This window comes from uncultured Algibacter sp., from assembly GCF_905480415.1.
Taxonomy (GTDB): Bacteria; Bacteroidota; Bacteroidia; order Flavobacteriales; family Flavobacteriaceae; genus Algibacter_B.
In genome coordinates this window covers 1-15,209 of the sequence record NZ_CAJQQI010000026.1, presented here as the reverse complement: position 1 = coordinate 15,209, position 15,209 = coordinate 1, and the positions used below count along the sequence as shown (strand labels likewise).

General features: G+C 33.4%; 12 protein-coding genes and 1 tRNA gene. 8 read left to right on the top strand and 5 right to left on the bottom strand.

What is annotated here, in order from left to right; genetic code table 11:
• The 4 genes from QZ260_RS02420 to QZ260_RS02405 form a co-directional block, all read left to right on the top strand.
• Nucleotides 1–2,134 (top strand): FG-GAP-like repeat-containing protein (locus QZ260_RS02420; protein WP_295982329.1); only part of this gene is annotated, 2,134 nt, incomplete at its 5' end.
• Between the two features lie 51 nt (nt 2,135–2,185).
• A complete protein-coding gene (locus QZ260_RS02415; protein WP_295982327.1) occupies nt 2,186–5,476 on the top strand; it encodes a VCBS repeat-containing protein in 3,291 nt (1,096 codons plus the stop codon).
• A 436-nt stretch (nt 5,477–5,912) separates the two neighbouring features.
• A complete protein-coding gene (locus tag QZ260_RS02410) occupies nt 5,913–6,728 on the top strand; it encodes a T9SS type A sorting domain-containing protein (RefSeq protein ID WP_295982326.1) in 816 nt (271 codons plus the stop codon).
• A 138-nt stretch (nt 6,729–6,866) separates the two neighbouring features.
• The gene (locus QZ260_RS02405; RefSeq protein ID WP_295982325.1) at nt 6,867–7,562 is read left to right on the top strand and encodes a LysE family transporter; all 696 of its coding nucleotides are present in this window, start codon (nt 6,867–6,869) and stop codon (nt 7,560–7,562) included.
• A gap of 485 nt (nt 7,563–8,047) precedes the next feature.
• Here the strand turns inward: QZ260_RS02405 and QZ260_RS02400 are convergent.
• From QZ260_RS02400 to QZ260_RS02390, 3 genes are all read right to left on the bottom strand, one after another.
• Nucleotides 8,048–8,118: transfer RNA gene (locus QZ260_RS02400), tRNA-Cys, on the bottom strand.
• A gap of 41 nt (nt 8,119–8,159) precedes the next feature.
• Nucleotides 8,160–8,531: a dihydroneopterin aldolase gene (gene folB / locus QZ260_RS02395; protein WP_295982323.1), complete on the bottom strand. Its 372-nt coding sequence runs from the start codon at nt 8,529–8,531 to the stop codon at nt 8,160–8,162.
• On the bottom strand, nt 8,531–8,740 hold the full coding sequence (locus tag QZ260_RS02390; RefSeq protein ID WP_295982321.1) for a zinc ribbon domain-containing protein: 210 nt from the start codon (nt 8,738–8,740) through the stop codon (nt 8,531–8,533). The genes folB and QZ260_RS02390 overlap by 1 nt, the downstream gene beginning before the upstream one ends.
• Nucleotides 8,741–8,878: 138 nt before the next feature.
• Here QZ260_RS02390 and QZ260_RS02385 point away from each other — a divergent pair, with 138 nt between their 5' ends.
• The 3 genes from QZ260_RS02385 to QZ260_RS02375 all read left to right on the top strand — a co-directional run bounded on the left by QZ260_RS02385 (nt 8,879) and on the right by QZ260_RS02375 (nt 12,906).
• Nucleotides 8,879–10,876 (top strand): glutamine--tRNA ligase/YqeY domain fusion protein, encoded by a 1,998-nt coding sequence (locus tag QZ260_RS02385; protein WP_295982319.1) that lies wholly within the window; start codon nt 8,879–8,881, stop codon nt 10,874–10,876.
• A 126-nt stretch (nt 10,877–11,002) separates the two neighbouring features.
• Nucleotides 11,003–11,488: a DUF1761 domain-containing protein gene (locus QZ260_RS02380; protein ID WP_295982317.1), complete on the top strand. Its 486-nt coding sequence runs from the start codon at nt 11,003–11,005 to the stop codon at nt 11,486–11,488.
• Nucleotides 11,489–11,739: 251 nt separating this feature from the next.
• Nucleotides 11,740–12,906 (top strand): GNAT family N-acetyltransferase, encoded by a 1,167-nt coding sequence (locus QZ260_RS02375; RefSeq protein ID WP_295982316.1) that lies wholly within the window; start codon nt 11,740–11,742, stop codon nt 12,904–12,906.
• Nucleotides 12,907–13,029: 123 nt separating this feature from the next.
• On the opposite strand, the gene QZ260_RS02370 is transcribed toward QZ260_RS02375, so the two are convergent.
• Complete coding sequence (locus QZ260_RS02370; protein WP_295982314.1) at nt 13,030–13,950, bottom strand: SPFH domain-containing protein; 921 nt, start codon at nt 13,948–13,950, stop codon at nt 13,030–13,032.
• Between the two features lie 76 nt (nt 13,951–14,026).
• Between QZ260_RS02370 and QZ260_RS02365 the strand changes: the two genes are divergently transcribed.
• Nucleotides 14,027–14,710 carry a hypothetical protein gene (locus QZ260_RS02365; RefSeq protein WP_295982310.1) on the top strand — a complete coding sequence of 228 codons (684 nt, stop codon included), beginning with the start codon at nt 14,027–14,029 and terminating at the stop codon, nt 14,708–14,710.
• A 123-nt stretch (nt 14,711–14,833) separates the two neighbouring features.
• Here QZ260_RS02365 and QZ260_RS02360 read toward each other — a convergent pair.
• Nucleotides 14,834–15,209, bottom strand: a 376-nt coding sequence (locus QZ260_RS02360) for a c-type cytochrome (RefSeq protein WP_295982309.1), incomplete at its 5' end; no start/stop codon positions are given.

Sequence of the window (15,209 nt, the reverse complement as noted above, 5' to 3'; positions counted from 1 at the left end):
ATTTGTAGATCTAGATAATGACGGGTTAAAAGATATAGTGATATCTAATGGCGTTAAAAAAGATGTTAGAAATAATGATTATTTATCAATTGTAAACAACTTAGATGAGAACATTTCTGTAAAAGAATTTTTCAATATAAGTAAAAACACACCTTCAGTGCCGCTATCTAATTATGTTTATAAAAACAAAGGTAAATTACAATTTGAAAAAGTCACAGAACAATGGGGTTTTGATAAACCAAGTTTTTCAAGCGGAATGGCTTATGGTGATTTAGATGGCGACGGCGATTTAGATTTAGTAATAAATAACATGGACGATTTAGCATTTGTTTATGAAAATAACGCAACAGGAAATTTCTTAAAGATAGATTTGGAAGGTTCAGAGAAGAACACCTTCGGATATGGCGCTAAAGGGATAATACACCATAACGGAAAAATGCAGGTTCTAGAGAATTCTGTAACAAGAGGATATTTGTCATCAGTTGAATCAGGATTATTTTTTGGATTAGGAAAAGACACCGCAGTAGATAAGGTAGAGGTTATTTGGCCAGATGGGAAAGTAAATATTTTTGAAAATATAAAGGCTAATTCAAACGTAACAGTAAAATATGCAAAGGCAAGAGTGGTACCTAATCAAGAACAAGAAAAGGAAACACTATTCACTCAAGTAAATCCTTCAGATAGTGGTATTACCTATAGTCATAAAGAAAATGAGTTTAACGATTTTGAGGTTGAGGTTTTATTACCTCATAAATTATCGGAAAACGGACCTTTTTCGGCTATTGGAGATGTTAATGGAGATGGTTTCGAAGACATGTTTATTGGAGGTGCTGCTGGACAAAGCGGAATGCTTTACCTGCAAAACACCAAAGGCAAATTTATCCCTAGTAGTTCCCAGCCATGGGAGGCAGAGAAAAGCTCTGAAGATCTGGGGGTTTTATTTTTAGATATTGATGGTGATAATGATTTAGATTTATACATAGCTAGTGGAGGAAGTGAATTTAAAAGCGGAAACTCATTGCTTAAAGACAGGCTGTATGTAAATAATGGTGCAGGTAAATTTGATATGGATTTTAATGCCATACCTTCTATAAGCGAAAGTACAGAATGTGTTAAAGCCTCAGATGTTGATAATGATGGGGATTTAGATTTATTTGTAGGTACGCGATTAATTTCAGGACAATACCCGTTCCCGGCGAGTAGTTATATCTTAATCAATACTAACGGAAAATTTAAAAAGGCCTCGAATCTTATGGCGCCTGATCTCGAAAATATAGGAATGGTTAGTGACGCTGTTTTTAGCGATATAGATGGGGATGGTGATGAAGATTTATTAGTGGTTGGAGAATGGATGGAGATATTAGTTTTGGAAAACAATAAAGGAGCTTTTAGTAATACTTCAGACACACATGAACTTCAGAACACAAGAGGTCTATGGTGGTCTATAACAGCTAGTGATTTGGATAATGATGGTGACGATGATTACATAGTTGGCAATCTAGGTGTTAACAATAAATTTAAAGCTTCTAAGGAGCACCCTTTTAAAGTTTATGCTAATGATTTTGACAATAATGGAACTAACGATATTGTTTTAGCAAAATTCTATAAAGACGATTACGTGCCGGTAAGAGGCAGAGAATGCACAAGCCAACAAATGCCTTATGTTGCCGATAAATTTAAAGATTTTAATAGTTTTGCTTCTTCTAAGTTATTAGATATTCTGCCAAATGATAAAGTGAAAGATGCAGTTATTTATGAAATCAGTAATTTTGAAAGTATAATTTTAATAAATGAATCCGGGAAACTTATAAAACAGACTTTACCTATAGAGGCACAGGTCGCTCCTATTAAATCCTCAATCGTTATGGATGTGAATCAAGATGGTAATAATGATATAGTTTTAGTGGGCAATCATTACGGTGTAGAGGTTGAAACTACAAGATACGACGCTGGTTTTGGCGCAGTTCTTATTGGTGATGGAAATAACAATTTTAGTTTCATGCCGCCTTCTAAAAGCGGCTTTCATGTACCTTTGGATAGTCGAGATATTAAACATTTTGAACAGAAAAACCAGAGCGTAATATTGGTTACAAATAATAGCGCTTCGCCTTCAATATTTTTTAAGAACCAATAAAACTAGCTTAGATATTTTCAGTATATTGAAAACGTATAACTTTATGCAATTATGAATATAAATTTCTCTTCTTTAGGATTGTTAGTCTCTGTTTTTTTCTTGATGAATTCTTGTCAAGATTCTAAGCGCCCATTATCTGAAGGGACGTTAACAGGAGGTTTTGAATTATTAGCAGCAGAACAAACAGGTATTGATTTTAATAATAGTATTAAAGAATCCGAAAAAGTAAATCATCTATACTATAATCAGATATATAGTGGTGCTGGTGTTGCTATAGGAGATATTAATAACGATGGATTGCCAGATATTTTCTTCTGCGGCAATCAGGTGAGCGACAGACTATATTTAAATAAAGGTGATTTTACGTTTGAAAATATTACAAAAAAGTCAGGAATTGCAATTAATGATGGGTGGTCTTGGGGCGTAACCATGGCAGATGTTAATGCGGATGGCTTTTTAGACATATATGTATGTAGAAATGGGGAGTCTATGCAACCTGTAAATAGAAGAAATCAACTCTATATTAATAATAAAGACCTCACGTTCACAGAATCGGCAATAGCCTATGGGTTAGCAGACCTTGGTTTTTCTTCTCAAGCGGTGTTTTTTGATATGGATAACGATGGTGATCTAGATATGTACCAAGTTAATCAACTTCCAGATTCTAGATTGTTTAGCCGCTACATTAATATCCCCGAAGAACGCTATAAACTCTATATGGATAAATTGTATATAAATGACGGTGGCCGCTATAGAGACATCTCTAAGCAGGCTGGTCTTATAAACAACTATACCTACGGTTTAAGCGTGAGTGCAAGCGACTTTAACAATGACGGCTGGACAGACCTTTATGTATCAAATGATTATGACCAACCGGACTACCTATATTACAATAATGGCGACGGTACTTTTAAGAACGTGGTTAATGAGAAGCTAAAACATATGTCAAATTTTAGTATGGGCTCAGATACGGGCGATATTAATAATGATGGTTTTATGGATTTGATTACCTTGGATATGGCATCTTCAGATCATTATAGATCAAAAACCAATATGGGATCTATGAGTACTGCTAAGTTCAATAAAATGGTAGCTGATGGGAAGCACTATCAATTTATGGCAAATACTTTGCAAATTAATACTGGAATGGGTAGTTTTTCAGATATAGCGAGTATGACTGGAATGGCTCAAACAGATTGGAGTTGGTCAGGCTTATTAGTTGATTTAGATAATGATGGTTTGAAAGACGTTATCATATCTAACGGTGTTAAAAAAGATGTACGAAATAATGATTTTCTAACAGGACTAAATAAAAAATTAGAAACAGATTCCCAAGATTTTTATGGGATGAGCAAACTGGCTCCGTCAGTGCCTCTTTCCAATTATGCTTATAGAAATAAGGGGGGTTTACAATTTGAAAAATCTACCAAGGAATGGGGCCTAGAAACCCCTAGCTTTTCAAGCGGTATGGCTTACGGCGATTTAGATAATGATGGTGATCTGGATTTGGTAATAAACAATATGGAGGCTGCTGCTTTTGTTTATAAAAATAAAGCAACAGGGAATTTTATAATGATTAATTTTAATGGGCCTCAAAAAAATAAATTTGGATACGGTGCCAAGGTTGTAATACATCATAATGGAAAAATGCAACTAGCAGATAACACACCAACACGTGGTTATTTATCCTCGGTTGAACCAAAAGTATTTTTTGGTTTAGGAAAAGATATTGAGGTTAACAAGGTTGAAGTTATATGGCCAGATGGCAAAAAAAATCTATTTAAAAATGTTCCAGCAAACACTACTATAACCGCTAAATATAATAATGCTGATGAGATAACAAAGACTCCTAGTACCGATAAGATATTGTTTACAAAGTTAGACCCATCAGGTATTGGTTTATCATTTAGGCATGAAGAAAATGACTTTAATGAATATGAAAATGAAGTGTTATTACCTCATAATATATCTCAAAATGGTCCATTCACTGCCGTTACTGATGTTAATAATGATGGTTTAGAAGACTTATTCATTGGTGGCGCTGCGGGACAGAGCGGCATACTTTATATTCAGAACCAGGACGGCAATTTTATAGAAAATAGAGCACAGCCATGGGTTCAAGACAAAGGGTCAGAAGATTTAGGAGCCTTGTTTTTCGATGTAGACGCAGATGGTGATCAGGATTTATATGTCACAAGTGGGGGTAGTGAGTATAAAATAGGAAATCCATTATTAATTGATAGATTATATATAAACGATGGTGTCGGGGCATTTACGAAAAGTAAAAAAGGATTGCCTAATATCGCTCAAAGTTCACAATGTGCCATAACTTCAGATGTAGATGGTGATGGTGATTTGGATATTTTCGTTGGTGTTAGATTAATTTCTGGGAAATACCCGTTTCCAGCCAGTAGTTATTTATTATTGAATAACCATGGTGTTTTTACAAAAGCCAATGATACGAGGGCCCCAGATCTTAAAAATATGGGTATGGTTACCGACGCCGTATTTACAGATATAGATCAAGATGGCGATGAGGATATGATTATAGTTGGGGAATGGATGACAATTACTGTACTTACAAATAATAATGGAGTGTTTGAAAATAGCTCCGAAAAACTTGGACTGGATGATACTAGGGGTATGTGGTGGTCTATTACCGCCAGTGATTTAGATAACGATGGCGATGATGACTATATCATAGGCAACTTGGGGAATAACAATAAGTTTAAAGCCACTAAGTCCCACCCTTTTAAAGTATATGCGAACGATTTTGATAACAATGGTACTAATGATGTGGTACTTGCAAAATTTTATAAAGATGACTATGTTCCTATGAGAGGGCGTGAGTGCACCAGTCAACAAATGCCTTATGTGGCTGAAAAATTTAAGGATTATCATAGTTTCGCATCTTCCAAATTACTAGACATCCTTCCTGAAGACAAAGTAGATAGTGCTGTTGTTTATGAAATAAATAATTTTGAAAGCATTATTTTAATAAATGAGGATGGTATGTTGAATCCGCAATCATTGCCGACTCAAGCTCAAGTGAGCCCAATAAAAGGATCTTTAATCGACGATTTTAATGAAGACGGATTTAAAGATATTCTGGTGGTAGGGAATCATTACGGTGTAGAAGTAGAAACCATACGTTACGATGCCGGATATGGTATGCTTTTGCTAGGTGACGGTAATAATAGCTTCAAGGCATTACCGGCAGGTAATAGTGGTTTGCATATACCTCTAGATAGTCGTTCAATACAAGCTATTAAGATAAAGAATGAACAAGTAATAGTAATAACAAATAATAGTGCAAGTTTAAACCTACTATTAAATAATTAAACCTTAAAGTTTACGCTGCTTTTTTTAATAACGCTTCACTAATTTGTAGGGTCGTTTTGCTGTTTTATAATATCTACATAACTTATATTAAAATCATTTAATTTTTCAAAATGCTAATTTTTAAGTACATAAGGAGGTAGTTAAAATCAAAAATCTTTCTAGATATCCTTTATTTAACCACAACATTACCAATACAAAAACATTTTTTACTGATTTTTAAGACAATTTAGGGGCTGACAAAAAACGCTAAAAAACAGATAAATCAGTTAAAGTGTTAAGTATCTAATAATTTCCTTGTATTTCTGCTTTGTATGATTTTTGTAGCGGTGTTTTTTGAACATTGTTTAATATTTTAGCCTTAGTTTTACGAATATAGGAATTGAACATTAGCTTTATATGGACATTCCCTTTAACTAAATAACCTAAATAATTTATTATGATGAAAAAAATTACTTTATTACTGTGTGCTCTATTTACTATTTCATTAGGGTATTCACAAACTTTACCTATGGATTTTAATGGATCTATTGCTGGTTGGACAGCAGGTGATGGTGCGGCTGTTTCAAACGGTACTGGAAATGATGTGTTAGAAATAGTTGGTGCGGTTGGTGATTGGGATAATGCTAAATTAACATTTGCAACACCTATTGATTTAAGTGATGACGCCAATAACACTTTAAGATTTTCATTCCAATCAACAACAGCAGCAGCTGGAGAGATACATCAGCACGGAGTAAGCTTCCAAGGTGGTGGCGGCGCTCTTGAAGCGAATTTTATATCAACTGGTACAGATGTTGTAGATGTAGAATTGAATTTCCCAGCAGGTTTAACATCAAGAGAATCACTAGTTATTTTTGTAGATGTAAAAAATCATGGAGCTCAAACTGCTACTGGTGGAGCGTTAATTGACCCTGCTAATACTAATGGTGGTGAATCAGGTACACCTGGTCTATCTGGCACATACATTATAGATAACCTTACTTTAGGTGCTACTGTTTTAAATGTTGAAGATTTTAAATCTTTAGAATTTAGAGCATACCCTAACCCAACACAAAGTAGTTGGACTATAAAGAATGCTAAGAGTGTTATCAAAACAATCAACGTGTTTGATATTTTAGGTAAAAATGTATTATCATTAGCACCTAATGCGAGCGAAGTTAATGTCGATGGTAGTACTTTAAAATCAGGTTTATATTTTGCACAAGTAAAAACAGAAGCAGGTATTAATAGTATTAAATTGATTAAAAACTAAATAACGTTTTTTACGTTTATTTAAAGGAGTGGGGTTATGCCCCACTCCTTTTTTTGTTTAATAACTTTAAATCTAAGGCTACTGCAAACCAATAGTTTTAAAATATTTCTTTACTTTGTGTAAAAGCTTCAACTTTCTATGTTTGATGATATTTTAACAGCTATTCCCTTCGGAATTATTTTAGCATTTACTATAGGGCCTGTGTTTTTTGTGCTACTGGAAACCAGTGCCACAAAGGGATTTAAAAGCGCTTTAATATTTGATAGTGGCGTTATGCTGGCCGATATCATTTTTATATTTGTTGCGTTTTTTAGTACCAATAAATTACTTGAAAAAATTAAGGACGACCCTAATTTTTTAGTTTTTGGTGGTGTTTTATTAGTGGCTTATGGTATTATTTCATTTACAAAAACATCAAAGTCGTTTAGAGAAATTGTTAGAGAATATCATAAAGTTGAAATTAAAAAAGGGTATGGTAAACTTTTCTTAAAAGGTTTTTTACTTAATTTTATTAATATAGGCGTGCTATTGGGTTGGGTCGCTTTTATAGTTTTGGCCAATTCATTAACAAGTACAGAAAATGGTGTTGTGGTGTTCTTAAGCACTATTCTAATTGTGTATTTTTTAGTCGATTTAGTAAAAATAGTGGTTGCTAAAAAATTAAGAAACAAACTAACACCGCGGCTTATTTTTAAAACAAAGAAAATAATTGCTTTAGTAATTTTAGGCTTTGGTGTATTGCTTTTAGTTCAAGGTTTTTTTCCAAAAGAAAAAGAACTTATTAAAGAGAAGTTTGAACAAATAACCCCAAGAAAAGAAAAGCTTCCAGAATAATAGAAATCCTTTTTAGTTTATCGTTATTGAGGTGTCTCACGGGTTCTAGTAACAAAATTAAAAAACTAGGCTTTGCTCCTATTTAATTTATATTATGAAGATGTATCTTAAATAAAAGAGATCTTAAAGGGATGTCTTTATTGAGCCTTCGAAAGGTTTTGAAAAGTAAAGGTGTCCAGAAGGTTTTGACTGTCTTTAATTAATTTTCCATAAAAACGTACAATAAAAAACCATCAAGTAAACTTGGAGGTTCTTTGGTGTGTCAAGTGTATTCGAAAAACAAACTTGGAGATAGTGCTTCGCTCCTATTTAATTCATTTTATGAAGAGGTATTTTAAAAAAAGATATCATAAGGGTCTTTCTTTATTGTGGTGTGGCGCGGATTCGAAAAGCAAAAGAATCCAGAAGATTTTGCTGCTTTTTAATTAATTTTTCATAAAAATTTTCAATAAAAAAACCTTCAAGTTTTACTTGAAGGTTCTTTGAGGCGTCGAACGGATTCGAACCGTTGTAGAAGGTTTTGCAGACCTCTGCCTAGCCACTCGGCCACGACGCCATCATTATCTGTGCAAATTTAAACAAAAAAGTGACTTTTCCTTACAAAAAATTACTTTTTCGCTTATCAGTCATTTTTATCGTCACTCTTTCAACGTCGCCCCCTATTGGCGGATTCAATTTACTGACCCAAACGGTCGCCTTTTTTACGAGCTTGTCTTCATTAAATATTCTGTTTAAGATACGTTTTGCCACTGTTTCAAGTAAATGAGATGCGATCTCCATTTCTTCTTTTATAACTTTATTTAAAAATACATAATCAACAGTATCACCAAGTTTATCGGTAACGGCAGAGGTTTGTAAATCTGCTTTAACTTCTAAATCTACACGATAATCACTCCCTATTTTTGTTTCTTCTTTCAAACAACCATGATACGCGAATACGCGAATATTTTCAACTTTTATAATTCCCATTAGTTAGTAAATAAATCAAAAATGTTACTTAATGCACTGGTTTTGGTTTTGTAAAATTCTGTATACGTGCAATTGGAACAAGTTACAGACGTAAATTTTTTATTTTGAACATCAAAAATTTTAGATAATGTGCCTCCAGTAGCTCTTATTTCGCCAGTTTCATAATCTAAAGCGCCACATTTGGGACATTGATAGTTTGAGTTTTTCATTTTAAATTGAATTTAATTAAAGGTTTTAATTATAAGTAATCATTAATTAAAATTTGTTACGCTTATTAAACTTATTAAGCTAAAATAACTTGAATTTCCGTAATTTTGACGCTTATTTAGTTGAAATAAACAGCAACCATGTCTGAAGAAAGAAAATCACTTAATTTTATTGAACAAATTATAGAAGAAGATTTAGCAAACGGAATGCCTAAAGGTAATTTACGTTTTCGTTTTCCACCAGAACCAAACGGATACCTGCATATTGGACATACTAAGGCTATTGGCATTAGTTTTGGTTTAGGAGAATATTATAATGCCCCAGTAAATCTTAGGTTTGATGATACCAATCCTGCTAAAGAAGAGCAAGAGTTTGTTGATGCTATAAAAGAGGATATTGCTTGGTTAGGTTATACATGGGATAAAGAGCTGTTTTCATCAGATTATTTTCAGCAACTTTATGATTGGGCTGTTTATTTAATAAAAGAGGGCAAAGCCTATGTAGATTCGCAATCTAGTGAAGCTATGGCCGAACAAAAGGGAACGCCAACACAATTTGGGGTAGATGGTCCTTATAGAAATAGAAGCATTGAAGAGAATTTAAATTTGTTTGAATGCATGAAAGCTGGCGAGTTTGATGGAGGCGAGCATATCTTGCGTGCTAAAATAGATATGCAACATACTAATATGTTGATGCGCGATCCTATTATGTATCGTGTTTTAAAGAAGCATCATCACAGAACGGCTAATGATTGGTGTATTTACCCCATGTACGATTGGACGCATGGCGAGAGTGATTATATAGAACAAATATCACATTCCTTGTGTTCTCTTGAATTTAAGCCACATAGAGAGCTTTATGATTGGTTTTTAGACCAAGTGGTAGATGCTGGCAAGTTAAGACCAAAACAACGCGAATTTGCCCGTTTAAACTTAAGTTACACCATTATGAGTAAACGTAAGTTGCTTAAACTGGTTGAAGATGGTATTGTTAACGGTTGGGACGATCCTAGGATGCCTACAATTTCTGGTCTGCGTCGAAGAGGTTATACACCTAATTCTATTAGAAAGTTTGTTGAAACTGTTGGTGTTGCAAAGCGAGATAATATTATTGACGTATCACTTTTAGAATTTTGCATTCGCGAAGATTTAAACAAAACAGCACCGCGCGTTATGGCTGTTTTAGATCCTGTTAAATTGGTTATTACTAATTATCCAGAAGACAAAGTGGAGTGGTTAGATGCTGAAAATAATCAAGAAGATGAAAGTGCTGGCTATAGAAAGGTGCCATTTTCAAGTGAATTATATATTGAAAAAGAAGATTTTAAAGAAGAAGCGAGTGCTAAGTTTTTTAGATTGAAATTAGGTGGCGAGGTACGATTAAAAAACGCTTACATTATTAAAGCTGAAAGTGTTTTAAAAGACGTTAATGGAAACATAGAAGAAATTCATTGTACCTATTCTGAAGACACCTCTAGAAGAGTAAAAGGAACCTTACATTGGGTGTCCATAGAGCAAGCTGTAAAAGCTGAAGTTAGAGAATATGATAGATTGTTTAGTGATGAAACCCCTGATAGTCATCAAGACAAGAGTTTTATGGAGTTTATAAACCCAAATTCTTTAAAAACAATTGAAGCGTTTGTAGAGCCTAGTTTAAAAGACGCTAAAATTGGAGATAGATTTCAGTTTCAACGTTTAGGGTACTTTAATGTAGATGATGATTCAACTTTAGAACATTTAGTATTCAATAAAACAGTTGGTTTACGGGATACGTGGGCTAAAGTAAAGCCAAAACAAAATACGAATCAAAATCAACAAAAACAACCACAACAAAACAACAGATCGGCCATTGAGCAAATAAAATCTTACGGTAAAAAGTATGATAGATTGCCAGAAGACAAACAAGCTGATGCTAAAGTTGACATTCAAGAATTAGCACAAAAGGTGAGTTATGATGAGGTAGAACCCCTGTTTAATACGTCTGTTAAAAAATCAGGAACACGTATTATTACCATGATTACATTAGGCGTATTACTAAAGAATGGTCTAGAAAAAAATGACGCTATTACTGAGTTTATAGCTAAAGCTTTGGATGATAAAAACGTATTGCTTGTGGCTGAAGCTGCGGCGATTTCTTAAAAGGGATAAATTTATTTCTTCTGTTACTGGAAGTTTTGGTTGAGGTTGTACAAGCCTTGTCCGGCAGTACTTTTAGGCAATATTTATTTTTTGTACATTTAGTTACTAACTAAAACTAAAATTATTATGGATTTTTTAAATTTCCCTGCAATTCTTGTCGCGGCAGTGTCGGCATTAGTTGTAGGCTTTATATGGTATAATCCGAAAGTGTTTGGAAATGCTTGGATGGAGGCTGCAGGCTTAACAGAAGCGCAATTAAAAGCAGGTAATATGGTGAAAATCTTTATTCTTTCCTTTGTTTTTGCTTTTTTTCTGGCAATGACAATGATGCAGATGAGTATTCATCAAACAGGAGTTTTGGGCTTGGTTGGAGGAGATGCAAGTGCTGCTTTACCCTCTTATGCAGCATTTATGGCTGATTATGGTGATGCTTTTAGAACGTATAAACATGGCGCACTTCATGGTGTATTAGCAGGATTTTTTGTGGCTTTACCAATTATTGGAACAAATGCTTTATTTGAGCGCAAAAGTGGTAAATATATAATGATTAATGCAGGTTACTGGATTGTAACTTTAGGTATTATGGGTGCTATTGTTTGTGGATGGCAATAATCTTTTTGTGTAATTTTAACATACTTAAAGACTGAGGATGTTTATTTTCAGTCTTTTTTCATTTTATACCGTTTCTGTTTTGAATTTAATGTTAAAGAAAATAGCCTGTCCCGACTTTTCGGGAATGATTTTTTCTTTATACAAAACAGAAAAATAAAGCATAGCCTTAGATACGGTTTCTTTTTATATTGAAGGAGAAAGGAAGAAAAGGCGTTTGATAACGGTCAATTCAAAACACTAACGGTATTATATTGATACATTATAAAATTTATAGAAAAGTTAGCGAACTTCCAAAGGGTTGGAACGCCCTGTGCTCTCACGATATCTTTTTAAGAACAGGCTTTTTAAAAGGGCTTGAAAGTTCTTTACCAACCAATATGTCGGGATATTATATTGGTATTTTTAAGGGCGAAAACTTGGTTGGGATTACGATTGTTCAGCGCGTTCAAATGTATGCAGATGATATCTTCAGAAAAAGTAGCCGCAACATATTAAAACAGTTTGCCAAACAATTGGTTTCTAAAATTGTTAAAGGGAATGCCTTAGTAGTTGGAAACTTAATGCATACGGGTCAGCATGGCATATATTATAATGAAAAAGAAATATCGCAAAATGATTATTTAAGTCAACTAGAAAAAGCACTGGATGATTTAATACTAGAAATTAGAACAAAATTCAATAAGAAAGTACGTATTATTCTTTTTAAGGATTATTTTGAAGACGATATTATTCATGAAAACACATCTTTTTTTAAAGCAAATAACCTCTATAAAGCTCAAGTTCAGCCTAACATGGTTTTTACTATTCCAGAAACTTGGAAAAAAACAGAAGATTATATTTCAGCATTCAATAAAAAGTATCGTCGACGTTACAGAATAGCCAGAAAAAAAGCATCCAATCTTAGTTACAAGGAATTAGATACTGAGTACTTAAAAGACTACTCTAAAGCTATATTTAGTTTATACGAAACCGTATCAGATAACGCTAGAGTAAATTCATTTAAACTTCAAGAACAGCATTTTTATCAATTAAAAGTTCACTTAAAAGATGATTTTAAAGTTATAGGTGTCTTCTTAAAGGAAGATTTAGTTGGTTTTTATACTCTAATTTTAAATGATAAAACCTTAGAAACTTATTTTTTAGGATATAACAAAGAGTTACAGCATCAGTATCAAATGTACTTGAACATGCTTTTCAATATGGCTTCTTTTGGCATTGAAAACGGCTTTAAAACTATTGTATATGCTAGAACGGCCATGGAAATTAAGAGCTCAATAGGCGCAAAGCCAAAAGCCATGTCTATATATTTAAATCATACCAATAGCTTTATAGCGAATACGGTTTTAAAGGGTATAGTAAAGTATATGAATCCAATGCGAAAATGGGAGGAGCGCTACCCGTTTGATAATAAAAAGTAATGCCTCTTGTTTATTTTTCATTAATTTTCATATGTATACAACCTAAGTTAAAACTATATCTCTAAAATACAAAAGCCTCAAGATGTTTAATATTGAGGCTTTATTTATGGTTTTTAAGACAATCTATTCCTTTATCTTTTTAGAATTTTTCATGGCCTCCCCTATTTGATTACTCGCTGTAAAACTAGCTACCATATCATTTAACATGGTGCTTCCGGCTTGTGGTGAATTAGGTAATAAGATTAAGTTGCTATTCGTTTGTTGACCAATTGATTGTAATGTGTCATAATGCTGTGTTACTACAATTAAGGCAGAAGCTTCTTGAGAGTTTATGCCAACTTTATTAAGCACTTCCACAGACTCCTCTAAACCGCGAGCAATTTCACGACGTTGGTCTGCAATACCTTGCCCTTGCAAACGTTTGCTTTCAGCTTCAGCTTTAGCCTTTTCAACAATTAAAATACGAGCGGCATCACCTTCATATTGTGCTGCTGTTTTTTCTCTGTCGGCTGCATTAATTCGGTTCATCGCTTCTTTTACTTGTGCATCTGGATCAATATCAGTTACCAATGTTTTTATAATGTCATATCCATAATCTTGCATAGCATCATTTAATTCAGTTTTTACAGCTATAGCAATATCATCTTTTTTTAAGAAAACGTCATCTAAAATCATTTTTGGTACTTCTGCACGCACCACATCAAACACATAACTTGTTATTTGATCATGCGGGTAATCTAGTTTATAAAAAGCATCTGCAACCTTGTTTCTAATCACTTTATATTGAACAGATACTTTTAAACGTACAAATACGTCATCTTTCGTTTTGGTTTCTACAATAACATCTAACTGTTGAATTTTAAGGCTTAATTTACCAGAAATTCTATCTACTAATGGAATTTTTAACTGTAAACCCGATTGACGAATACTATGGAATTTACCAAAGCGTTCTATAATCGCTGCAGTTTGTTGTTTAACAACAAAAAATGCCGAGATTAAAATAAATAATCCGATAAGAATAATGGGGATAAAAACGAAATTCATAATGTTTTTTATTAAAATGGTTAAAAAATTAAGATACAAAAATTATACTATATTTGGCCGCTTGTAACCTGAACTTATGAAATATAACCGACTTTTCTTATTAGTAGCTTTAATGCTATGTTTTGTTACAAAAAGTTTTTCTCAAAAAGGAAATTTTAGAATTAGTAATGGTATAGGAATTATAGGTGGTATTACACAATTTGATATTGATACCGATAATTTCAACACAAAATCATCTAATGGTTTTATGGGAGGTTTGATGGCTACGGTTGATATTCCTTTACGTTGGTATAATGTTAGTTTTGGTATGCAACTCTCGGAGAATGCTATTGAAATTTCCGGACGACCAGATTTGGTTAGTACTCAAGAGGCGTTTGTTGAATATAAAATGTTTGCTGCTCAAGTGGCTATGTTGTTACATGTAAAAGTAATTCCGAATCATTTTACTATTGATTTTGGACCTATGCTACAATACAACGGTAGACTAGAGTTTAAGGATAAAAATCAGGAGGGCTATTACATAAATAATTACACAAATTTATCGGCACAAGACATTACAAATATTTCTCAATTTAATTTTAACGGAGCTTTGGGTGCATCTTTAGGTATTAAAAATTTTAAGATGAAAGCCCAATATGTTTATGGACTTACCAATATTTTGAAGAAACTTGAAGGTCAAGATATAGATACTGTTGGTGGCGATTCTCGTTTTAAAGGAAACCAAACGATGTTGGTTTTGGGAGCCGTTCTTTCGTTTTAGATTGTATTCCATCGGCATATATTTGAAAATATGATGTTTGGGAGCAACTTCATTAATAATGAAGCTAGTTATGTTTTTTGGCTAACCAATAATCTGAAAGAATAGGTATTCGAATATGGCTACTCAATAATAAGGATACTGGGTTGGTGGTGATACTACTTGGTATTCTGATTGAAGAAAAGTAACAAGATCAATAAGTTCCTGAACAGTCATAATTTCATTGTAATTCTTCATATTTGAAAGGCCTCCCTCGGTAGAGGTTTTTTGATTGTAGAACGACGCGACTTTGTGGGAAGGATTAATTACTGATGTGACAAGATCTCCATAGGTTTTTAGAGAAGTTACTTCGCCTCCAAGAGGTATTTTTAGATTATCTTTTCCGCCCTTCCATTCAATATTTGGAATACTATGACATTCAATACATGCCAATCTCTTATAGGTCACTTTCCCTTTTTCAATATCGCCTTCAGGCAATGCAAATCCTCGCGCTTGACTATTA